The sequence below is a fragment of the Streptomyces solitudinis genome, from assembly GCF_036323765.1.
Taxonomy (GTDB): Bacteria; Actinomycetota; Actinomycetes; order Streptomycetales; family Streptomycetaceae; genus Streptomyces.
In genome coordinates this window covers 469,997-491,369 of sequence record NZ_JAZDCW010000004.1, presented here as the reverse complement: position 1 = coordinate 491,369, position 21,373 = coordinate 469,997, and the positions used below count along the sequence as shown (strand labels likewise).

Here is a 21,373-nt window from a genome sequence, read left to right as displayed (position 1 = left end):
CCGTCAGAAGCGCGAGGCGCCCAGGTCCCGGGAGACGGCGCGCGCGCAGTCGCGCACCGACGCCACCAGCTCGGGCCTGATCGCGCCCTCGTGGCAGACCCGCTCCACCGCGCCGGTGATGCCCACCGCGCCCACGGGCAGCCGCCTGCGGTCGTGGATCGGCGCGGCGAGGGACGCGACGCCCTCCCACGTCTCCTCCACGTCGGCGGCCCAGCCGCGCGCCCGCGTCAGGGCCAGGCACTCCTCGACGCGGGCGAGGTCGGTCACCGTCCGCTCGGTGAACGCCTCGCGCGCGCCGTCGGCCAGCTCGCTGTGCGCCACCGGGTCGTAGGCGGCCAGCACCTTGCCCACGGCGGTGCTGTGCAGCGGCTGCATGGCCCCGATCTCCAGTACCTGACGGCTGTCGTCGGGGCGGAAGACGTGGTGCACCACCAGCACGCCGCCGTGGTGCAGGACGCCCAGGTACACCGCCTCGCCGCTGGAGCGGGCCAGGTCGTCCGACCACACCAGGGCCCGGGCCCGCAGCTCGTGCACGTCGAGGTAGCTGTTGCCCAGGCGCAGCAGTTCGGCGCCGAGCTGGTAGCGGCCCGAGGTCTCGTCCTGTTCGACGAAGCCCTCCTGCTGGAGCGTGCGCAGCAGGCCGTGCGCGGTGCCCTTGGCCAGGCCGAGGGTCGAGGCGATGTCGGAGAGGCCGAGGCGCCGCTCACCGCCGGCGAGCAGCCGCAGCACGGCCGCCGCCCGCTCCAGGGACTGGATGCTCCGGGCCATCGGACATCCTCTCCTCATCACCACATGCTGGTCGACAATGCCGAACGGTATCGGATCATGCCGATGGCTGAACAGCCGCACCGAGTCTACGACCGTCCACGCAGCGGAATCGCCGCCGCCCTCGCGGACCGGCCCTATACGCTGGCCGGGTGCGTCCGGGCCGTATCCGGATGCAAAGCCGACAGCCGTCGCACGCCAGGGAGTACCACATGCCGTCGCCGTCCCCTTCCCGCACGCACGCCGAGCGCGCCGCCGCCCTCCGGGAGGCACTGGCCTCCCGCGTGGTGGTCGCCGACGGGGCGATGGGCACGATGCTCCAGGCGCAGGAGCCCTCCCTTGAGGACTTCCAGCAGCTCGAAGGCTGCAACGAGGTCCTGAACGTCACCCGGCCCGACATCGTGCGCTCGGTGCACGAGGAGTACTTCGCCGTCGGCGTGGACTGCGTGGAGACGAACACCTTCGGCGCCAACCACGCGGCGCTCGGGGAGTACGACATCACCGAGCGGGTCTTCGAACTGTCCGAGGCCGGCGCCCGGCTGGCCCGCGAGGTGGCCGACGAGTTCACCGGTGCGGACGGCCGCGTGCGCTGGGTCCTGGGCTCCATGGGCCCCGGCACCAAACTGCCCACCCTCGGCCACGCCGCCTACCCGGTGCTGCGCGACGCCTACCAGCGCAACGCCGAGGGCCTCATCGCCGGCGGCGCCGACGCGCTGCTGGTCGAGACGACGCAGGACCTGCTCCAGACCAAGGCCGCCGTGCTCGGCGCCCGGCGCGCCCTCGAGGCCACCGGCCTCGACCTGCCCGTCGTCTGCTCGGTGACCGTCGAGACGACCGGCACCATGCTGCTGGGCTCGGAGATCGGCGCGGCGCTGACCGCCCTGGAACCCCTGGGCATCGACCTCATCGGCATGAACTGCGCCACCGGTCCGGCCGAGATGAGCGAGCACCTGCGCTACCTGTCCCGGCACTCCCGCGTGCCGCTCGCCTGCATGCCCAACGCCGGACTGCCGGTCCTGGGCAAGGACGGCGCCCACTACCCGCTCACCGCCGCCGAGCTGGCGGACGCGCAGGAGTCCTTCGTCACCGAGTACGGCCTCTCCCTCGTGGGCGGCTGCTGCGGGACGACGCCCGAGCACCTGCGGCAGGTCGTCGAGCGGGTGAGGGACCTCAGCCCGGCGCCGCGCGACCCGCGGCCCGAGCCCGGCGCCTCCTCCCTCTACCAGACGGTGCCCTTCCGCCAGGACACCGCCTACCTGGCCATCGGCGAGCGGACGAACGCCAACGGCTCGAAGAAGTTCCGGACGGCCATGCTGGAAGGCCGCTGGGACGACTGCGTCGAGATGGTGCGCGAACAGATCCGCGAGGGCGCGCACATGCTCGACCTGTGCGTCGACTACGTCGGCCGGGACGGCGTGGCCGACATGACGGAGCTGGCCGGGCGGTTCGCCACCGCCTCCACGCTGCCGGTCGTCCTCGACTCCACCGAGGTCGACGTCCTGCGGGCCGGGCTGGAGAAGCTCGGCGGCAGGGCGGTCATCAACTCCGTCAACTACGAGGACGGCGACGGCCCCGACTCGCGGTTCGCCAAGGTCACCGCGCTGGCCCGGGAGCACGGCGCGGCCCTGATGGCCCTCACCATCGACGAGGAGGGCCAGGCCCGCACCGCCGCGCACAAGGTCGCCATCGCCGAACGGCTCATCGCCGACCTCACCGGCAACTGGGGCATCCACGAGTCGGACATCATCATCGACTGCCTGACGTTCACCATCTGCACCGGGCAGGAGGAGTCCCGCCGCGACGGCATCGAGACCATCGAGGCGATCCGCGAACTCAAGCGCCGCCACCCCGGCGTGCAGACCACGCTCGGGCTGTCGAACATCTCCTTCGGCCTGAACCCGGCCGCCCGCATGGTGCTGAACTCCGTCTTCCTGGACGAGTGCGTCAAGGCCGGGCTGGACTCGGCGATCGTGCACGCCTCCAAGATCCTGCCGATCGCCCGGCTGGAGGAGGAGCAGGTCACCACCGCCCTCGACCTCATCCACGACCGCCGCCGCGAGGGCTACGACCCGCTGCAACGGCTGCTGGAGCTGTTCGAGGGCGTCGACACCCGGTCCATGCGGGAGGGCAAGGCCGAGGAACTGGCCGCGCTGCCGCTGGACGAGCGGCTCCAGCGGCGCATCATCGACGGCGAGCGCAACGGGCTGGAGGCGGACCTGGACGCCGCCCTGGCCGAGCGGCCCGCGCTGGACATCGTCAACGACACGCTGCTGTCCGGCATGAAGGTCGTCGGCGAGCTGTTCGGCTCCGGGCAGATGCAGCTGCCCTTCGTGCTCCAGTCCGCCGAGGTGATGAAGACCGCCGTCGCCCACCTCGAACCGCACATGGAGAAGACGGACGACGAGGGCAAGGGCACCATCGTCCTGGCCACCGTGCGCGGCGACGTGCACGACATCGGCAAGAACCTCGTGGACATCATCCTGTCCAACAACGGCTACACCGTGGTCAACCTGGGCATCAAGCAGCCGGTCTCCGCGATCCTGGAGGCCGCCACCGAGCACAGGGCCGACGTCATCGGCATGTCCGGCCTGCTGGTGAAGTCCACCGTGATCATGAAGGAGAACCTGGAGGAGCTGAACTCCCGCGGACTGGCCGCCGACTACCCCGTCATCCTCGGCGGCGCCGCCCTGACCCGCGCCTACGTCGAGCAGGACCTGCACGAGGTGTACCAGGGCGAGGTGCGCTACGCCCGCGACGCCTTCGAGGGGCTGCGCCTGATGGACGCCCTCATCGCCGTCAAGCGCGGCGTGCCCGGCGCGGCGCTGCCCGAGCTGAAGCAGCGCCGCGTCGCCCGGCGCGACCTTGGCGCGGACGAGCCCGGCGTCTCCCTCGCGGACACCACCCGTTCCGACGTGGCCACCGACAACCCGGTGCCCGTCCCGCCCTTCCGCGGCACCCGTGTCGTCAAGGGCGTCCAGCTCGCTGAGTACGCCTCCTGGCTGGACGAGGGCGCCCTCTTCAAGGGCCAGTGGGGCCTGAAGCAGTCCCGCACCGGTGAGGGCCCCGGTTACGAGGAGCTGGTGGAGAGCGAGGGGCGTCCCCGCCTGCGCGGCTGGCTGGAGCGGCTGCAGACCCAGAACCTGCTGGAGGCCGCCGTCGTCTACGGCTACTTCCCCTGCCACTCCGAGGGCAACGACCTCGTCCTTCTGGACGAGGACGGCGCCGAACGCACCCGCTTCACCTTCCCCCGCCAGCGCCGGGGCCGCCGGCTGTGCCTGGCGGACTTCTTCCGCCCCAAGGACAGCGGCGAGACGGACGTGGTCGGCCTCCAGGTCGTCACCGTCGGCTCCCGCATCGGGGAGGCCACCGCCGAGCTCTTCGCCGCCGACGCCTACCGCGACTACCTGGAGCTGCACGGCCTGTCCGTCCAGCTCGCCGAGGCGCTGGCCGAGTACTGGCACGCCCGGGTACGCGCCGAGCTGGGCTTCGCGGGGGAGGACCCCGCGGCCGTCGAGGACATGTTCGCCCTCAAGTACCGCGGCGCCCGCTTCTCCCTGGGCTACGGCGCCTGCCCCGACCTGGAGGACCGCGCCAAGATCGCCGACCTGCTCCAGCCGGAGCGGATCGGTGTCAAGCTGTCGGAGGAGTTCCAGCTCCACCCCGAGCAGTCCACCGACGCCATCGTCCTCCACCACCCGGAGGCGAAGTACTTCAACGCTCGGTAGCCGCCCGCCGTACAATGACCGGTCCGGTACCGGCAGGCCGGCGCGCCCCGCACCCGGGGCGCGCCAGCCCGCTGTCGTGTCCCACGGAGGTTCTGGATGACCAGTTCGATGCCCGCTGTCGCCACCCGTACGGGCGACGGCTTCGCCCTTCAGGCCGTACTCCTCGACATGGACGGCACCCTGGTCGCCACCGAGGACTTCTGGTGGGACGCGGAGGTCGAGGTCTTCGCCGAGCTGGGACACGTCCTGGCGGAGGAGCACCGCACCGTGGTCGTCGGCGGGCCCATGACCCGCAGCGCCGCCTACCTCATCGACGTCACCGGCGCGGACATCACCGTGCCCGAGCTGTCCGTGCTCCTCAACGCCAGGTTCGAGGAGCGCATCGACCGCGGCGTGCCGCTCATGCCCGGCGCCCGCAGACTCCTGACCGAACTCTCCGCGCACGGCGTGCCCACCGCGCTGGTGTCCGCCTCACACCGCCGGGTCATGGACCGGGTGCTGCGCTCCCTCGGCCCCGAGAACTTCGCCTTCTCGGTCGCCGGGGACGAGGTCGGCCGGACCAAGCCGCACCCCGAGCCCTACCTCACCGCGGCCCGGCGCCTGGGAGCGGAACCCGCCCGCAGCGTCGTGGTGGAGGACACCGTCACGGGCGTCACCTCGGCCGAGACGGCGGGCTGCCCCGTGGTCGCCGTGCCGTCCGTCACCGCCATCGAGCCGGGTCCCGGGCGGACCGTGGTGGCCTCGCTCGAAGACGTGGACCTGCCGTTCCTGCGCTCGCTGGTGACGGCCGCCCACCCAGCGTGAGCCGGAACCGGGGCGGACCGTGCAACGGACTGGGCACGGTTCAGGCGGACTTGGCTTGATCCCGACGCTCGCCGTCCCGGCGTGACGGGTGATGTTTCTCACCCGGTCCGCGGTCGACATCGCTGTCATGCGGTGTTCCGGCCCGCACGCGCCCCGGCCGGCCGGGGCCAAGTGCCCCGGTTTGCCGACGCTCGCCCGCTACGTCCTCGTGTCCGGATAGCGGATGGCGCACCCGGCCCGGCCCCCGTCGGCCGGCCGGGCGCGGTTCCCCGGTCGGAGCCCCTGGGTGCCAGCTACTAATGTCTGCCTCCGGCCCCAATTGACCCCCCAGAAGGACCGGGGCCGGATGAGGGAGACCACCGACATGAACCGCACCAGGCCGCAGCCCGGGGCGTGCGCCGCGCGCCCGCCTGCCCGCGCCCGCAGGACGCCGTCCCCGGTGTCCGCGGCCGCCGGGAGCGCCCTGCGCCGTTCCCCGGCTCCCCGTCCCGGCCCGGGGCCGGCAGTGCCCGCAAGCCCAGGCCGGCCCCGCTTTCGAGACAAGGTGACAACGTGCGTGTGAGGAATCGGGCCACCTGGGTGGCGCTACCGGCCGGTGCGGCCCTGACGGCCGTCCTGCTGAGCGGCTGCGGCGTGGGAGGCGGCGACTCCGCGGGGCAGGGCGAGCCGATCGTCATGGGAATGACCGACGACGTCCTGTCCATCGACCCGGCGTCCGGCTACGACCCGGGTTCCTGGCTGGTGTTCAACAACGTCTTCCAGTCGCTGCTCAGCTTCCCCAAGGGCGACACACAGCCCCAGCCCGAGGCCGCCGAGAAGTGCGAGTTCCGGGACAACGCCAGCAAGCTGTTCCCCTGCACCCTGCGCGACGGGCTGAAGTTCAGCACCGGCGAGAGCCTCACGTCCAAGGACGTCAAGCACTCCTTCGACCGCACGCTGAAGATCGACGACCCCGACGGCCCCGCCGTCATGCTCAACACGATCGACCGGATCGAGACGCCGGACGAGAAGACCGTCATCTTCCACCTCAACACCTCCGACGCCACCTTCCCGCAGAAGATCGCCTCCGGCGCCGGTTCCATCGTCGACCACCGCTCCTACCCGGCCGACGAGCTGCGCACCGACGGCGAGGCCGTCGGCTCCGGCGTCTACACCCTGGACTCCTTCAGCGAGGAGGAGGCCGTCTTCTCGGTCAACGCGGACTACCAGGGCCCGGCCGAGGTGCAGAACTCCGGCATGACGATGAAGTTCTTCGAGGACCCGGCCGCGCTCAAGGACGCCGTCAAGGGCCAGGACGTCGACCTCGCCTACCGCCACCTGACCACCGGGGACATAGCCGAGCTGGAGGCCAGCACCAACAGCTCCCAGCAGGACATCCAGGTCGTCCAGGGCACCAGCGCCGAGGTGCACCACCTCGTCTTCAACCACGACCATCCGGTCACCGGCCAGCTCGGCGTCCGTCAGGCCATCGCCTACCTCATCGACCGCTCCACGCTGCTGCGCGACGTGTACGAGCGCACCGCCGAGCCGCTCTACTCGATCGTCCCGGCGGGCATCACCGGCCACAACACCGCCTTCTTCGACCTCTACGGCGAGCGCCCGCAGCCCACGAAGGCCAAGGATGCCCTGCGCGAGGAGGGCATCACCGAGCCGGTCGAGCTGACCCTGTGGTCCACGCCCGTGCGCTACGGCGCCGGCACGGACGAGGAGCTGGAGGCCATCGCCGAACAGCTCAACGCCAGCGGCCTGTTCAAGGCCACCGTCCAGAGCGTCGAGCTGGAGCAGTACGAGAAGGACATCGCCGCCGGCAAGTACGGCGTCTACGTCAAGGGCTGGGTCCCCGACTACCCGGACGCCGACAACTTCACCGCGCCGTTCTTCGGCGAGGACAACGTGCTGGGCAACAACTACGACGCCGGGCCGATCACCGGTGAACTCCTGCCGCGCACCGCGGCCGAGTCCAGCCGCGCCGCGACCGTCGAGGACTTCGGCGAGATCCAGGACATCGTCGCCGAGCAGTTGCCGCTGCTGCCCGTCTGGCAGGGCAAGCAGTACGCCGTCGCGCAGGACGACATCTCCGGGCTGGAGTGGACGCTGGACGCCTCCACCGTCTTCCGCTTCTGGGAGATCTCCAAGAACCCGGCGGACTGAGCCGCGCCGCAGCCGAACCGAAGCCGCACCGCCCCGGACGCGCCACGCGTCCGGGGCGGTGCGGCTCGCGGGGGCCGGGCGGCTCACCCCCCGGGGCGCACCAGGCCGCTCTCGTAGGCGTGGACCGCGGCCTGCACCCGGTCGCGCAGCCCCAGCTTGGTCAGCACGTGCCCCACGTGCGTCTTGACCGTCGTCTCGCTGACGAACAGGTCCGCGGCGATCTCCGCGTTCGACAGCCCCTTGGCGACCAGCTTCAGGACCTCCACCTCGCGGTCGGTGAGGGTCTGCAAGGTGTCCGGCACCGATTCCTCGCCCGTCGGGAGCTGCCCGGCGTACTTGTCCAGCAGCCGCCGGGTGATGCTCGGCGCGAGCATCGCCTCCCCGGCCGCCACCACCCGGATGGCCTGCACCAGCTCCGGGGCGGGGGCGTCCTTGAGGAGGAAGCCGCTCGCCCCGGCGCGCAGCGCCTCCACCACGTACTCGTCCAGGTCGAAGGTGGTGAGTACCAGCACCTTCGCCGGCCCGTCCTTCGCCGGGCCGGTGATCTGGCGGGTGGACTCGACGCCGTCCATGCGCGGCATCCGGATGTCCATCAGCACCACGTCCGGCTGGAGCGCGCGGACCTGCTCCAGTGCCTGGAGCCCGTCGCCGGCCTCCCCGACGACGGCGATGTCCTGCTCCGCCTCCAGGATCATGCGGAAGCCGGTGCGCAGCAGCGGCTGGTCGTCGACGAGCAGGACGCGGATTGCCACGGGTACCTCCACAGGCCACGAGCGATGGTCGGCCCATTGTCGCCCAGGGCGCGCCACGCGGTGCGGGCCGGGGCCGGAGCGGCCCGCACCGGCCCGCTCCGGGGAAGACGCCCTAACCGGCCGTGCCGGGCTCCTTCGGGACGGCGTCGTCCAGCGGGTGCCGCGGCGCGGGCGGACCCGTGACGGCGGCGTCCGGCCCGGACGCCGCCGCCTGCGGCCCGGCCGACCCGGTGTCCGCCGCGTGAGGCGCCTCCGCCTCCGCCGCGCCCGCCGGCCCGGGCGGGGCAAGCGGCAGGACCTGCGGGTAGGGCGGGGGAGTGCCGCCGAACTCCGGGCACCGCTCCTGGTGGTCGCACCAGTCGCACAGCCGGCCGCGCCGGGGCCGCCAGTCACCCGACTCGGTGGCCCGCTCGATGGCCTCCCACAGCGCCAGCAGCTTGCGCTCCACGCCCGCGAGGTCCGTCTCGTCCGGGTCGTACGTGAGCACGTCGCCGCTGCCCAGGTACACGAGCTGGAGGCGGCGCGGCACCACGCCCTTGAGCCGCCACACCACCAGCGCGTAGAACTTCATCTGGAACAGCGCCTCGGCCGCGTACTCCGGCCGCGGCGCCTTCCCCGTCTTGTAGTCGACGATGCGCACCTCGCCGGACGGCGCCACGTCCACCCGGTCGATGATGCCGCGCAGCCGCAGTCCCGACTCGAGCCGCGCCTCGACGAACAGCTCCCGCTCGGCCGGCTCCAGACGCGTCGGGTCCTCCAGCGAGAACCACCGCTCCACCAGCGCCTCGGCCTGCTCCAGCCAGCGGGCCAGCTCCGCGCCGTCCGTCGCGCCGTCCTCCTCGCGGGTGAACAGCTGCGCCAGTTCCGGGCGCCGCTCCAGCAGCCGCTCCCACTCGCCGGGCACCAGCGCGCGCGCCCGGGGCACGCTGCGGTCGCCCGCCGGGACGTCGAACAGCCGTTCCAGCACCGCGTGCACCACCGTGCCGCGCACCGCGGCCGCGCTCGGCTTCTCGGGAAGTTTGTCGATGACCCGGAAGCGGTACAGCAACGGGCACCGCATGAAGTCCGCCGCCCGGGAGGGCGACAGCGACTGCGGCGGCACGGCGGGCCGGTTTGCGGTGGTTCCCATGGGGCACGACCCTACGGCCCGGCACTGACATGCGGGACATACCATCGACGGCGGCACCCGGCGCCCCGCATGATCGTGGGAACGCACGAGACGGCGCCGACCGGCAGCAGAGGGGAGCCAGTGGCCAACACGGGCAGCAAGGGGGACGACAACGGCACGCCCGGACGGCGGCCGAAGGAGCGCCGCCCCGCCGGGCAGCCGCGCCGCCCCCGGGAGCGCGGCGGCGGCCTCCTCATGGGCCGCCCCTTCGGCGTGCCCGTGTACGTGGCGCCCAGCTGGTTCCTCGTCGCGGCCCTCATCACCTGGGTGTTCGGCGGGCAGCTCGACCGCGTCCTGCCCCAGCTCGGCGCCGCGCGGTACCTCATCGCGCTGTTCTTCGCCGTCGCCTTCTACGCCTCCGTCCTCGTGCACGAACTCGCCCACACCGTCGCCGCGCTGCGCTTCAGGCTCCCCGTGCGCCGCATCCAGCTCCAGTTCTTCGGCGGCGTCTCGGAGATCGAGAAGGAATCGGAGACGGCGGGCCGCGAGTTCGTCCTCGCGTTCGTCGGACCGCTGCTCTCCCTCGTGCTCGCGGGCGTCTTCTACCTCGGCATGCAGGGCGTGGAGCCGGGCACCATCCCCGGCGTCCTGCTGGCCGGGCTGATGATCTCCAACCTCATCGTGGCCGTCTTCAACCTGCTGCCCGGCCTGCCGCTGGACGGCGGGCGCATGCTGCGGGCGGTCGTGTGGAAGCTCAGCGGCGACCCCATGACGGGCACCGTCGCCGCGGCCTGGACCGGCCGCGCCCTGGCCGTCGCCGTGCTCATCGGGCTGCCGCTGGCCACCCACGCGCAGGGCTTCGCGGGCGACGAGAGCCCCGGCGGCCTGAACTCCGTCACCGACGCGCTGCTCGCCGCCATCCTGGCCGCCATCATCTGGACCGGGGCCGGCAACAGCCTGCGCATGGCCCGGCTGCGTGCCCGGCTGCCCGAGCTGAGCGCCCGCAGCCTGACCCGGCGGGCCGTGCCCGTTACCGCCGGCACCCCGCTGTCCGAGGCCCTGCGCCGGGCGAACGAGGCCGGAGCCCGCGCCCTGGTCGTCGTCGACGGGCAGGGCGCGCCCACCGGGCTCGTCCGGGAGGCGGGCATCGTGTCCGTGCCGGAGCACCGCAGGCCCTGGGTCGCCGTCAGCACCCTCAGCCAGGACCTCACCGACGAGCTGCGGCTGTCGGCCGAACTCTCCGGCGAGGACCTGCTCGAGAACCTGCGGGCGGTCCCGGCCACGGAGTACCTCGTGGTGGAGGAGACCGGCGAGATCTACGGCGTCCTGTCCACCGGGGACGTCGAGCGCGCCTTCGTCGCCGCGATGGCCGGGGCCTCCGGGCGCTCCCGGGGCGGTTCCCGCTCCTCGGTGGGCTGACCGCCCGGTCCGCCCCCGGCCCTCGATTCGGTGGCACCGCCCGTCTCGACTAGGCTGGCGCCCATGTCCGAACCGACCGGTGCCGCCCGTCGTCGCGGCCCCTTCCAGGTCGGGGACCAGGTCCAGCTCACCGATCCGAAGGGTCGCCACTACACGTTCACGCTCGAAGAGGGAAAGAGCTTCCACACCCACAAGGGAGCCTTCCCCCACGACGAGCTGATCGGCGCGCCCGAAGGCAGTGTCGTCCGTACCACGGGGAACGTCGCCTACCTGGCGCTGCGCCCCCTGCTCCCCGACTACGTCCTGTCCATGCCGCGCGGCGCGGCCGTCGTCTACCCGAAGGACGCCGGCCAGATCCTCGCCATGGCCGACATCTTCCCCGGCGCGCGCGTCGTCGAGGCGGGCGTCGGCTCCGGCTCCCTCAGCACCTTCCTGCTGCGCGCCGTCGGCGACCAGGGGATGCTGCACTCCTACGAGCGCCGCGCCGACTTCGCCGACATCGCGCGGCAGAACGTCGAGCGGTACTTCGGCGCGCCGCACCCCGCCTGGCGGCTCACCGTCGGTGACCTCCAGGACCACCTGTCCGACACCGGCGTGGACCGGGTCATCCTCGACATGCTGGCGCCCTGGGAGTGCCTGGACGCCGTCTCCAAGGCGCTGGTGCCCGGCGGGCTGCTGTGCGCCTACGTCGCCACCACCACGCAGCTCGCCCGCACCGTCGAGGCCATCCGCGAGCACGGCACGTTCAACGAGCCCGCGGCCTGGGAGACGATGGTGCGCAACTGGCACATCGAGGGCCTCGCGGTGCGGCCCGACCACCGCATGATCGGCCACACCGGCTTCCTCCTCACCGCCCGGCGCCTGGCCGACGGCGTCGAGCCGCCGCTGCGCCGCCGCCGGCCGGCCAAGGGCGCCTACGGCGAGGACTACACCGCTCAGGGCTCCGGCGCGGGCGGCGGGGGCCGGGCCTAGGCGCACGCACCGGCGTGCCCGCCCCGGGCGGGGAGCGGGCGCGCCGTGCCCCGGCGGCGCGCGGCCCCCGGGCCGCCGCCGTGCGGAGGGGCCGGCGTTCCCCCGCCGTGTGACCTGTGGCACGATGCTCGCACCCCTGGTCGCCACCGCCCTCACAGGAGAGAACCCGCGTGCAGCCCCCGGCAGGCCCGGACCTCCCGCACACCCGAACCCGTACCGCGCACTGGCTCCTCACCGCCGTCGCCGTGGCCGCTGTCCTCGGCGCCACCGCGCTCCTGCCCAGCGCAGGCGCCACCGCGTCGGCCGCTGCCCCCGGGCCGGACCCGGCCGCGGCCCGTTACCCGGTGGACTGCGGTCCCTGGGAGCTGGGCGTGGTCGACCACGCGGCCGCCGACTTCGACGGGGACGGGCGCGCCGAGACGGTCGCCGTCGTCCGCTGTTCCACCGGCACCGGCACCCCGCCCAGCGGCATGTTCGTCCTGGCCCACCCGGCGGCGGAGGGAGGCACTCCGCGCGTCGCCGCGACGCTGGTCACGCCCGGCGACGAGGTGACCGTGGACGCCTTCTCGGTGCGCGGCGCCGCCGTGCGCGCGGCCCTGCTCGGCTACTCCTCGCCCCACGTGCCCCGGTGCTGCCCCGACCTGGAACAGGACGCGCACTGGCAGTGGGACGCCGCGGCAGGGGCCTTCAGGGCCGGCGCGTCCCCCGCCGTGCCGACGCGCTGAGCCGCGGCCGCGCTGCGGCGCGCGGGAGCGGACGGCGGCCGGTCAGGCCGCGTCCGGCCCGTACACCTCGACGCCGTCCGCCGCGCGCCGCACGTGGATGCAGTCGCCCGGGCACTCCTTGGCCGAATCGGCCACGTCCCGCAGCAGCGGCAGCGGGACGGGGACCGTCGCACCGGCCTCCGTGCGCAGCTCGTCGTCCTCGCCCTTGACGTACGCCAGCCCGTCGATGTCCAGCTCGAACACCTCCGGCGCGTACTGGGCGCAGATGCCGTCCCCGGTGCAGAGGTCCTGGTCGATCCAGACCTCAAGCTGCCCGGTGTCTGCCTCGTCGCCCACGTTCTGCCCGGTCATGTCGCCTGCCGTTTCCCTGCGTGCGTGTACCGATCGGTGCCAGCCCCGACGGCTGTTGACCCCTCCGACGATACTCGGCGGCGGCTTTCCGATGTTTGACGGGTGGGTATCCCCCTGGGGTGAGGGAGCGCGCAAGGGTGAAGATCAGACACACCCCGACCGTCTTTGTGATCTAGGGGTTTCAACCACCACGGGCCCAGGTAGGGTCAGGAAGCGTCCAGCTCCCCCCAGAGGAGGTGAGGACCGTGGCAGCCCACGACGACGACATCAACCGCGGCTCCCGGCCCGGCCGGGGTTCCGAAGACCCTGCCGGCCAGGTTGCCTATCTTGAGCAGGAGATCGCCGTCCTGCGCCGCAAGCTCGCCGACTCTCCGCAGCACACTCGGATTCTCGAGGAGCGGATCGTCGAGCTGCAGACCAACCTCGCCGGTGTGTCCGCTCAGAACGAGCGGCTCGCGGGCACCCTGCGCGAGGCGCGCGACCAGATCGTGGCGCTCAAGGAGGAGGTCGACCGGCTCGCCCAGCCGCCCGCCGGTTTCGGCGTCTTCCTCCAGGCCAACGAGGACGGCACGGCTGACATCTTCACCGGGGGCCGCAAGCTCCGGGTCAACGTCAGCCCCAGTGTCGAACCCGGGGCCCTTGAGCGTGGCCAGGAAGTCATGCTCAACGAGGCGCTCAACGTGGTCGAGGCCATGGAGTTCGAGCGCGCCGGGGACATCGTCACCCTCAAGGAGGTCCTGGAGGACGGCGAGCGGGCCCTGGTCGTCGGGCACACCGACGAGGAGCGCGTGGTACGGCTCGCCGAACCGCTGCTCCAGACGACGCTCCGCGCCGGCGACGCCCTCCTGCTGGAGACGCGCTCCGGCTACGTCTACGAGGTCGTGCCCAAGAGCGAGGTCGAGGAGCTGGTACTCGAAGAGGTACCGGACATCGACTACACCAAGATCGGCGGTCTGGGCGGGCAGATCGAGCTCATCCGTGACGCGGTCGAGCTGCCCTACCTCTACCCGGACCTCTTCAAGGAGCACGAGCTGCGCCCGCCCAAGGGCGTGCTGCTCTACGGCCCGCCCGGCTGCGGCAAGACGCTCATCGCCAAGGCCGTCGCCAACTCGCTGGCCAAGAAGGTCGCCGAGGTCACCGGCAAGCCCGCGGGCAAGAGCTTCTTCCTCAACATCAAGGGCCCCGAGCTGCTCAACAAGTACGTCGGTGAGACGGAGCGGCACATCCGGCTCGTCTTCCAGCGGGCCCGGGAGAAGGCCAGCGAGGGCACGCCGGTCATCGTCTTCTTCGACGAGATGGACTCGCTGTTCCGCACCCGCGGCTCGGGTGTCAGCTCGGACGTGGAGAACACCATCGTTCCGCAGCTCCTCTCCGAGATCGACGGCGTGGAGGGCCTGGAGAACGTCATCGTCATCGGTGCCTCCAACCGCGAGGACATGATCGACCCGGCGATCCTGCGGCCCGGACGCCTCGACGTGAAGATCAAGATCGAGCGCCCGGACGCCGAGGCCGCCAAGGACATCTTCTCCAAGTACCTGACCGCGACCCTGCCCATCCACACCGACGACCTCGCCGAGCACCAGGGCGACGCGAAGGCGGCCGTGGCCGGGATGATCCAGTCGGTCGTGGAGCAGATGTACGCGGAGTCCGAGGAGAACCGTTTCCTGGAGGTCACCTACGCCAACGGTGACAAGGAGGTCCTCTACTTCAAGGACTTCAACTCCGGCGCCATGATCCAGAACATCGTGGACCGGGCCAAGAAGATGGCCATCAAGGCGTTCCTCGACCAGAACCAGAAGGGCCTGCGCGTCTCCCACCTGCTCGCCGCCTGCGTCGACGAGTTCAAGGAGAACGAGGACCTGCCCAACACCACCAACCCCGACGACTGGGCCCGCATCTCCGGCAAGAAGGGCGAGCGGATCGTCTTCATCCGCACGCTGGTCACCGGGAAGCAGGGCGCGGACACCGGGCGCTCCATCGACACGGTGGCCAACACCGGCCAGTACCTGTAGTGACGACACCGTCCGGCTGCGGCAGCCCGCGTGCGGGCTGCCGCAGCCGGACCTTTTCCGACCGGTTCCGCGACCGATCGCCCCGCCGGGCCGCAGGCCCGTCTAGGCTCGGGCCCACTGGCGCCCGACGCAGTGCGGCACCAGGAGCCGCACACGGGGCGGATGCGCAGCGGGACTTGAGCACCGGCCCGGGGACGGGCCGGCGCCGGGCAAGGAGGGCCGCATGACCGTACGGCGCGTAATGGGTATCGAGACCGAGTACGGGGTCTCCGTGCCCGGGCACCCCAACGCCAATGCCATGCTCACCTCGTCCCAGGTCGTCAACGCCTACGCGGCGGCGATGCACCGGGCGCGCCGCGCCCGCTGGGACTTCGAGGAGGAGAACCCGCTCCGGGACGCGCGCGGCTTCGACCTCGCCCGGGAGACCGCCGACGCCAGCCAGCTCACGGACGAGGACATCGGGCTGGCCAACGTCATCCTCACCAACGGCGCCCGGCTCTACGTCGACCACGCCCATCCCGAGTACAGCGCCCCCGAGGTCACCAACCCCCGGGACGCGGTGCTCTGGGACAAGGCGGGGGAGCGCATCATGGCCGCGGCCGCCGAACGGGCGGCCGAGGTGCCCGGCGCCCAGCCCATCCACCTGTACAAGAACAACACCGACAACAAGGGCGCCTCCTACGGCACCCACGAGAACTACCTGATGACCCGGGAGACGCCGTTCTCGGACATCGTGCGCCACCTGACGCCGTTCTTCGTCTCCCGGCAGGTGATCACCGGCGCTGGCCGGGTGGGGCTGGGGCAGGACGGCAGCGAGCACGGTTTCCAGCTCAGCCAGCGCGCGGACTACTTCGAGGTCGAGGTGGGCCTGGAGACCACGCTCAAGCGCCCGATCATCAACACCCGCGACGAACCGCACGCGGACGCCGAGAAGTACCGCAGGCTGCACGTGATCATCGGGGACGCGAACCTCTCCGAGATCTCCACCTACCTGAAGCTGGGGACGACCGCGCTGGTCCTGTCCATGATCGAGGACGGGTTCATCGCGGTGGACCTCGCGGTGGACCAGCCGGTGCGCACCCTGCACCAGGTCAGCCACGACCCGGGCCTGCGGCGCCTGGTCACCCTGCGCAGCGGGCGCACGCTCACCGCGGTGCAGCTCCAGATGGAGTACTACGAGCTGGCCCGCAAGTACGTCGAGGAGCGCTGGGGCGCCGACGCCGACGACCAGACACGGGACGTGCTGGCCCGCTGGGAGGACGTCCTGACCCGGCTGGAGCGCGATCCGATGAGTCTGTCCGGGGAGCTGGACTGGGTCGCCAAGCGGGAGATCCTGGAGGGCTACCGGCGCCGTGACGACCTCGACTGGGACGCCGCCAGGCTGCACCTGGTGGACCTCCAGTACGCCGACGTGCGGCCCGACAAGGGCCTCTACAACCGGCTGGCGGCCCGGGGCCGGATCACCCGGCTGCTGGACGAGACGGAGGTCCGCAGGGCGGAGCACAAGCCGCCGGAGGACACCCGCGCCTACTTCCGCGGCCGCTGCCTCGAACAGTACGCGGACGACGTGGCCGCCGCCTCCTGGGACTCGGTGATCTTCGACCTGCCCGGACGGGACTCGCTCCAGCGCGTCCCCACCCTGGAGCCGCTGCGCGGCACGCGGCAGCACGTCGAGGAGCTGCTGGACCGGTGCCGTTCGGCGGAGGACCTGGTGAAGGCGTTGTCCGGCGGCTGACAGGTCCGGCGCCCCCGGGGGAATCAACGGAGTGGCCCGCGGGCGTTGTAGCAAGAGCAGAGCCGATGTCGGCGCCTGCTTGTAGGGTCTGATCTTGAACGTCGAATCCGAGCGGGGTGAGGCAGATGGCGACGAAGGACAGCGGCGGCGGGCAGCAGAAGGCCACGCGTGCGACCGAGGAAACCGAGGAGCAGACGCAGGACGCGGAGGTCTCCGAGGAGCTCAAGGAGCGCCAGGAGGCACTGTCGGACGACGTGGACTCCGTCCTGGACGAGATCGACGACGTCCTGGAGGAGAACGCGGAGGACTTCGTGAGGTCGTTCGTCCAAAAGGGCGGCCAGTGAGCTGAGCCGCCCGGCCGCAACGGTCCGCGTCCCGGTCACGTCCCGGTCATCCACCGGTCGTGGCCGGGTCGCGGACGGGCCGGGGCGCGCTGCCGGGAGTGCTCCGCGAAGCGCTCCCGGCAGCGCCGTTCGGCCGCGCGGAGGGGCGGTGCTCGCGCCGCCACCGCGCGGGCGGCGTCCGCCGGCCGTCATTCCCCGACCCGGACAGGTGGTTCACGATCATGTGGCGGGTAAGGTCCGGGAGTGCCGTGCGTCGACGGGCGACGCGGCACTCGGCACGTTGAGAGATGGTCCCGATGCCCCGCGTCGGGCGACCGCCTACCGGAAGGAAACGCGTGGAAGCCAACACTCGTAGCACCGGGCGTCTGCCGGCTGCCTTCCTGACGCCCGGCTCGTCCTCCTTCATGGACTTCCTGGCCGAGCACGCGCCGGACCAGCTGCCGGGCAGGCGTCCGCTGCCGCCGGTGCAGGGCGCCGTCGAGGCACCGCACGGCACCACCATCGTCGCGGCGACGTTCTCCGGCGGCGTGGTGCTCGCCGGCGACCGCCGGGCCACGATGGGCAACATGATCGCGCAGCGCGACATCGAGAAGGTCTTCCCCGCCGACGAGTACTCGGCCGTCGGCATCGCCGGCACCGCGGGACTGGCCGTCGAGATGGTCAGGCTGTTCCAGCTGGAGCTGGAGCACTTCGAGAAGGTCGAGGGCGCCCAGCTCTCCCTGGAGGGCAAGGCCAACCGGCTCTCCACGATGATCCGCAGCAACCTGGGCATGGCGATGCAGGGGCTGGCCGTCGTCCCGCTGTTCGCCGGGTACGACGGCGAGCGCGGCAAGGGCCGGGTCTTCTCCTACGACATCACCGGTGGCCGCTCCGAGGAGCTGGGCTTCGCCGCGGTCGGCTCCGGCTCGGTCTTCGCGCGCGGCTCGCTGAAGAAGCTCTACCGCGAGGGCATGACCGAGGAGCAGGCGCGGACGGTCGTGGTCCAGGCGCTGTACGACGCCGCCGACGACGACTCGGCCACCGGCGGCCCGGACCTGGTGCGGCGCATCTACCCGGTGGTCACCGTCATCACCGATGAGGGCTACCGCAGGCTCGGTGAGAACGAGGTGTCCGACATCGCCCGAGCCGTCCACGAAGGCCGCCTGCAGCACCCCGACGGGCCGCAGGCCCCGGTTCTCTAAGCCCAGGAAGGAACGGGAACGCCGGTGTCCACGCCGTTCTATGTCTCACCCCAGCAGGCCATGGCGGACCGCGCCGAGTACGCCCGCAAGGGCATCGCGCGCGGCCGCAGCGTGGTGGTGCTGCAGTACGCCGACGGCATCGTGTTCGTCGCGGAGAACCCCTCGCGCGCCCTGCACAAGGTGAGCGAGATCTACGACCGCATCGCGTTCGCCGCGGTCGGCAAGTACAACGAGTTCGAGAACCTGCGCATCGGCGGTGTCCGCTACGCGGACCTGCGCGGGTACACCTACGACCGGGCCGACGTCACCGCCCGGGGCCTGGCCAACGTGTACGCGCAGACGCTGGGCACCATCTTCTCCAGCGCCGGCGAGAAGCCGTACGAGGTCGAGCTGATCGTCGCCGAGGTCGGTCCCGCGCCGCAGGACGACCAGATCTACCGCCTCCCGCACGACGGCTCCATCGTCGACGAGCACGGCTCCGTCGCGGTGGGCGGCAACTCCGACCAGATCGGCAGCTACCTTAGCGAGCGCCAGCGGGACGACATGACGCTGGGCGAGGCGCTGCGGCTGGCCGTGGAGGCCCTCACCCGGGACAACAACGGCGGCGAGCGCACGCTCACCGCCGACCAGCTGGAGGTGGCGGTCCTGGACCGCACGCGTCCGCAGCAGCGCAAGTTCAAGCGGGTGCTCGGGCGCCAGCTCTCCCGGCTGCTGGAGAACGCGCCGGACGGCGCCGCGGGCCCGGCCGCATCGGCGGACGGCCCCGGGGACGAGGACGGCGCACAGGACTGAACAGCGGCGGCCCCCGGGCCGGGCGGCCGTGCCGCGAGCGGTGCCGGGGCCCCGGCGGGCCGGTGCGCCCGCCGGGGCCCCGGCCGTGCGGCCGGCTCAGCCGCCGGGGCGCGCGGTGGAGCCCCGGACGACCAGCGTCACCGGAAGCGTCGTCGTCCGCGCGGCCCGGCCGTCGAGCACGGAGACCAGCGCGCGCATCCCGGCCGCGCCGACCTCCTCGGCGGGCAGCCGCACGGTGGTCAGTTCGGGCTCCACGGCGGTGGCCAGCGCGAGGTCGTCGAAACCGGTGACGGAGACGTCCTCGGGCACGCGCAGGCCCAGCCGTCTGGCGGCCTTGCAGGCGCCCGCGGCCAGCAGGTCGTCGTCGCACACCAGGGCGGTGGGCGCCGGGGCCGCGGACAGCGCCCGCCCGGCCGCCCGTACGCCTCCGGCCACGCTCAGCTCGTCCGCCGCGACGCGCTCCGCCGCGACGTCCGGCACGCCGGACAGGGCCGCGTCCAGCGCGCGGGCGCGCACGTCGAACGTCCAGCTGTCCACACCCGCGCTCAGGTGGGTGATCCGGCGGTGACCGAGGCCCAGCAGGTGGCCGGCGGTCTGCCGCATGCCGTCGGCCAGGTCGAGGTTGACGGTCGCCGCGGCGGACGGCGCCTTCGGGTTGCTGTCGAGCATGACCAGGGGCAGCCCGCCGTCGTGCAGGGCGCCGAGCGCGTCGGCGGCCATGGAGGAGGCGATGACGCCGTCGAGCGCGGACCGGGCGGACTCGAAGGGGTCGCGGGCCGGTCCGGTGCCCTCGGGGGAGGGGTAGAGCACCACCCCGGCGTCGTGCTCGGCGGCCACGCGGGCGGCGCCGGCGTACACGCGGGCGAAGAACTCGTTGGTGAGCGCCGGTACGACGAGCAGCGCGGTGCGGGTGCGGCCCAGGCGCAGGCTGCGGGCGGTGAGGTTGGGCCGGTAGCCCAGGTCCCGTGCGGCGGCCCGCACGGTCTCGGCGGTGCCGGGGGAGACGCGGCCGTGCCACTTGCCGCCCAGCACGAGTGAGACGGTGGCCTGGGAGACGCCCGCCGCGCGGGCCACGTCGCGGCTGGTGGGCCGGGGTCGGGCGGTGGTCACGGCGTGCGTTCTCTCTCCCGGGGGCGTCCGGTACGCGGGCGGCGCGGGCCGGGCGCGGACGGAACGGAATGGACGGGCGGACTGGGCACATGGTACGTATGATCCGCCACGTTATACGTAAAACTGCCTGACGAAGGAGCCGTCGCATGGCAACGGGCTACGCCGAACTGCTGCGCGCCCGGCACGCGGCCCGGCTCCTGGCGGGGACGCTCGTCGGGCGGCTGCCGAACGCCACCGCGCACATCGCCATCGTCCTCTTCGCCCGGTCCGAGGGCGCCAGCTACACGCTCGCCGGAGTGCTGGCCACCGTCTACGGCCTGGCCACGGCGCTCGGGCAGCCCCTGCTGGGCCGGGCGGTGGACCTCTACGGACAGCCGAAGGTCATGCTGCCCGCGGCCGTCGTCTCCGCCCTGGGCATGGCCGCCTTCGCCGCCACGGGCATCGAGCCGCTGCCCGTGGCGGCGGCCGCCGTCCTCGTCGCCGGGATCGCCACCCCGCCGCTGGAGGGCGGGCTGCGGGCGCTGTGGCCCAGCGTGCTGGGCCGCAAGGACCAGGTCCACACCGCCTACGCGCTGGACTCGGTCGCCCAGGAGGTCATGTTCACGGTCGGCCCGCTGCTGGTCACGGCGGCCGTCGCGGTGTGGTCCGAGGCCGGGGCACTGCTCGCCGTCAACGCCGTCGGGGTGCTGGGCGCGCTGTCCGTCGCCGTCTCCCGGCCCTCCCGCGCCTGGCGCAGCGCCCCGCGCGAGGCGCACTGGCTCGGCGCACTGCGCTCCCCGGGACTGCTGGCCCTGCTCGGCTCCTTCCTGTGCGTGGGCATCGCGCTCGGCTCCATCACCGTGGCGGCGGTCGCCTACGCCGACGAGCGGGCCCAGGGGCACGCCGACCTCGTCTACGCCCTGATCATGTCCGGAATCGGGTTCGGGGCGCTGGTCGGCGGACTCGCCTACGGTGCCCGCCCCTGGCCCGGCGTGCCGGAGGCACGGCTGCGGCTGCTCATCGGCCTGCTCGCCGCCGGTTACCTGCCGCTCGTCCTGGTGCCGGGCGCGGTCGCCATGACGGTGCTCGCCTGCGTCGCCGGTCTCTTCCTGGCCCCGGCCCTGACGTGCGCCTTCGTCGTCGTGGACCGGCACGCGCCGCGCGGCACCGTCACCGAGGCGTTCTCCTGGCTGGTGACCGTCTTCGGCGTCGGCGCGGCGCTGGGCACCGCCGTGGTCGGCCCGGCCATCGAGGGCGGCGGCCCGGCGGGCGGATTCGCCGTGCCGGGGGCCGCCGGGTTCGCGGCGCTGGCCGTGCTGCTGCTGACGCGCCGCGCGATGGCACGGCCCCGCGAGGAGCCGGACCCGGCATCCGCGCCGGTCACGCTGGGGGAAAATGATCGGAACGGGGCCGCCGAACCCGGTTTCAGAACCGGGCATCAGGCGTAA

Annotated in this window: 17 protein-coding genes; 12 read left to right on the top strand and 5 right to left on the bottom strand. The window is 72.7% G+C overall.

The window, feature by feature from the left end; all coding sequences use genetic code 11:
* Positions 1 to 3: 3 nt before the first annotated feature.
* Positions 4 to 768 (bottom strand): IclR family transcriptional regulator, encoded by a 765-nt coding sequence (locus V1J52_RS13510; RefSeq protein WP_330139980.1) that lies wholly within the window; start codon positions 766 to 768, stop codon positions 4 to 6.
* A 209-nt stretch (positions 769 to 977) separates the two neighbouring features.
* On the opposite strand from V1J52_RS13510, the gene metH reads away from it, so the two are divergent.
* The 3 genes from metH (at position 978) to V1J52_RS13495 (ending at position 7,445) form a co-directional block, all read left to right on the top strand.
* Positions 978 to 4,490: a methionine synthase gene (gene metH / locus V1J52_RS13505; protein ID WP_330139979.1), complete on the top strand. Its 3,513-nt coding sequence runs from the start codon at positions 978 to 980 to the stop codon at positions 4,488 to 4,490.
* A gap of 96 nt (positions 4,491 to 4,586) precedes the next feature.
* The gene (locus V1J52_RS13500) at positions 4,587 to 5,294 is read left to right on the top strand and encodes an HAD family hydrolase (protein ID WP_330139978.1); all 708 of its coding nucleotides are present in this window, start codon (positions 4,587 to 4,589) and stop codon (positions 5,292 to 5,294) included.
* Positions 5,295 to 5,852: 558 nt separating this feature from the next.
* Positions 5,853 to 7,445, top strand: coding sequence for an ABC transporter substrate-binding protein (locus V1J52_RS13495; RefSeq protein ID WP_443075813.1), 1,593 nt, complete (start codon positions 5,853 to 5,855; stop codon positions 7,443 to 7,445).
* Positions 7,446 to 7,528: 83 nt separating this feature from the next.
* On the opposite strand, the gene V1J52_RS13490 is transcribed toward V1J52_RS13495, so the two are convergent.
* A complete protein-coding gene (locus V1J52_RS13490; protein WP_330139976.1) occupies positions 7,529 to 8,197 on the bottom strand; it encodes a response regulator in 669 nt (222 codons plus the stop codon).
* A gap of 112 nt (positions 8,198 to 8,309) precedes the next feature.
* Positions 8,310 to 9,326, bottom strand: coding sequence for a RecB family exonuclease (locus V1J52_RS13485; protein WP_330139975.1), 1,017 nt, complete (start codon positions 9,324 to 9,326; stop codon positions 8,310 to 8,312).
* A gap of 69 nt (positions 9,327 to 9,395) precedes the next feature.
* Between V1J52_RS13485 and V1J52_RS13480 the strand changes: the two genes are divergently transcribed.
* From V1J52_RS13480 to V1J52_RS13470, 3 genes are all read left to right on the top strand, one after another.
* Positions 9,396 to 10,724 carry a site-2 protease family protein gene (locus V1J52_RS13480; RefSeq protein ID WP_330139974.1) on the top strand — a complete coding sequence of 443 codons (1,329 nt, stop codon included), beginning with the start codon at positions 9,396 to 9,398 and terminating at the stop codon, positions 10,722 to 10,724.
* A 63-nt stretch (positions 10,725 to 10,787) separates the two neighbouring features.
* Positions 10,788 to 11,696, top strand: a complete 909-nt coding sequence (locus tag V1J52_RS13475) for a tRNA (adenine-N1)-methyltransferase (RefSeq protein ID WP_330139973.1) — start codon at positions 10,788 to 10,790, stop codon at positions 11,694 to 11,696.
* A 170-nt stretch (positions 11,697 to 11,866) separates the two neighbouring features.
* A complete protein-coding gene (locus V1J52_RS13470) occupies positions 11,867 to 12,421 on the top strand; it encodes a hypothetical protein (RefSeq protein ID WP_330139972.1) in 555 nt (184 codons plus the stop codon).
* A gap of 42 nt (positions 12,422 to 12,463) precedes the next feature.
* Here V1J52_RS13470 and V1J52_RS13465 read toward each other — a convergent pair whose 3' ends face one another.
* Positions 12,464 to 12,772, bottom strand: a complete 309-nt coding sequence (locus tag V1J52_RS13465; protein WP_330139971.1) for a ferredoxin — start codon at positions 12,770 to 12,772, stop codon at positions 12,464 to 12,466.
* 245 nt (positions 12,773 to 13,017) lie between these two features.
* Here V1J52_RS13465 and arc point away from each other — a divergent pair, with 245 nt between their 5' ends.
* The 5 genes from arc to prcA all read left to right on the top strand — a co-directional run bounded on the left by arc (position 13,018) and on the right by prcA (position 18,836).
* Entirely contained in the window at positions 13,018 to 14,784 is a 1,767-nt protein-coding gene (arc, locus tag V1J52_RS13460; RefSeq protein WP_330139970.1) for a proteasome ATPase, read from the top strand.
* A gap of 223 nt (positions 14,785 to 15,007) precedes the next feature.
* The gene (dop, locus tag V1J52_RS13455; protein ID WP_443075812.1) at positions 15,008 to 16,519 is read left to right on the top strand and encodes a depupylase/deamidase Dop; all 1,512 of its coding nucleotides are present in this window, start codon (positions 15,008 to 15,010) and stop codon (positions 16,517 to 16,519) included.
* Positions 16,520 to 16,644: 125 nt separating this feature from the next.
* The gene (locus tag V1J52_RS13450) at positions 16,645 to 16,863 is read left to right on the top strand and encodes a ubiquitin-like protein Pup (RefSeq protein WP_330139969.1); all 219 of its coding nucleotides are present in this window, start codon (positions 16,645 to 16,647) and stop codon (positions 16,861 to 16,863) included.
* Between the two features lie 335 nt (positions 16,864 to 17,198).
* Positions 17,199 to 18,044: a proteasome subunit beta gene (prcB, locus tag V1J52_RS13445; protein WP_330139968.1), complete on the top strand. Its 846-nt coding sequence runs from the start codon at positions 17,199 to 17,201 to the stop codon at positions 18,042 to 18,044.
* 24 nt (positions 18,045 to 18,068) lie between these two features.
* Positions 18,069 to 18,836 (top strand): proteasome subunit alpha, encoded by a 768-nt coding sequence (gene prcA / locus V1J52_RS13440; RefSeq protein ID WP_330139967.1) that lies wholly within the window; start codon positions 18,069 to 18,071, stop codon positions 18,834 to 18,836.
* A gap of 96 nt (positions 18,837 to 18,932) precedes the next feature.
* On the opposite strand, the gene V1J52_RS13435 is transcribed toward prcA, so the two are convergent.
* A complete protein-coding gene (locus tag V1J52_RS13435; protein ID WP_330139966.1) occupies positions 18,933 to 19,946 on the bottom strand; it encodes a LacI family DNA-binding transcriptional regulator in 1,014 nt (337 codons plus the stop codon).
* Between the two features lie 146 nt (positions 19,947 to 20,092).
* Between V1J52_RS13435 and V1J52_RS13430 the strand changes: the two genes are divergently transcribed.
* Positions 20,093 to 21,373, top strand: coding sequence for an MFS transporter (locus tag V1J52_RS13430; protein WP_330139965.1), 1,281 nt, complete (start codon positions 20,093 to 20,095; stop codon positions 21,371 to 21,373).

Coding starts and splice junctions, on each gene's coding strand:
- V1J52_RS13510 (WP_330139980.1), bottom strand. CDS start 768: ATGGCCCGGAGCATCCAGTCCCTGGAGCGGGCGGCGGCCGTGCTGCGG.
- metH (WP_330139979.1), top strand. CDS start 978: ATGCCGTCGCCGTCCCCTTCCCGCACGCACGCCGAGCGCGCCGCCGCC.
- V1J52_RS13500 (WP_330139978.1), top strand. CDS start 4,587: ATGACCAGTTCGATGCCCGCTGTCGCCACCCGTACGGGCGACGGCTTC.
- V1J52_RS13485 (WP_330139975.1), bottom strand. CDS start 9,326: ATGGGAACCACCGCAAACCGGCCCGCCGTGCCGCCGCAGTCGCTGTCG.
- V1J52_RS13480 (WP_330139974.1), top strand. CDS start 9,396: ATGATCGTGGGAACGCACGAGACGGCGCCGACCGGCAGCAGAGGGGAG.
- V1J52_RS13475 (WP_330139973.1), top strand. CDS start 10,788: ATGTCCGAACCGACCGGTGCCGCCCGTCGTCGCGGCCCCTTCCAGGTC.
- V1J52_RS13465 (WP_330139971.1), bottom strand. CDS start 12,772: ATGACCGGGCAGAACGTGGGCGACGAGGCAGACACCGGGCAGCTTGAG.
- dop (WP_443075812.1), top strand. CDS start 15,008: ATGACCGTACGGCGCGTAATGGGTATCGAGACCGAGTACGGGGTCTCC.
- V1J52_RS13450 (WP_330139969.1), top strand. CDS start 16,645: ATGGCGACGAAGGACAGCGGCGGCGGGCAGCAGAAGGCCACGCGTGCG.
- V1J52_RS13430 (WP_330139965.1), top strand. CDS start 20,093: ATGGCAACGGGCTACGCCGAACTGCTGCGCGCCCGGCACGCGGCCCGG.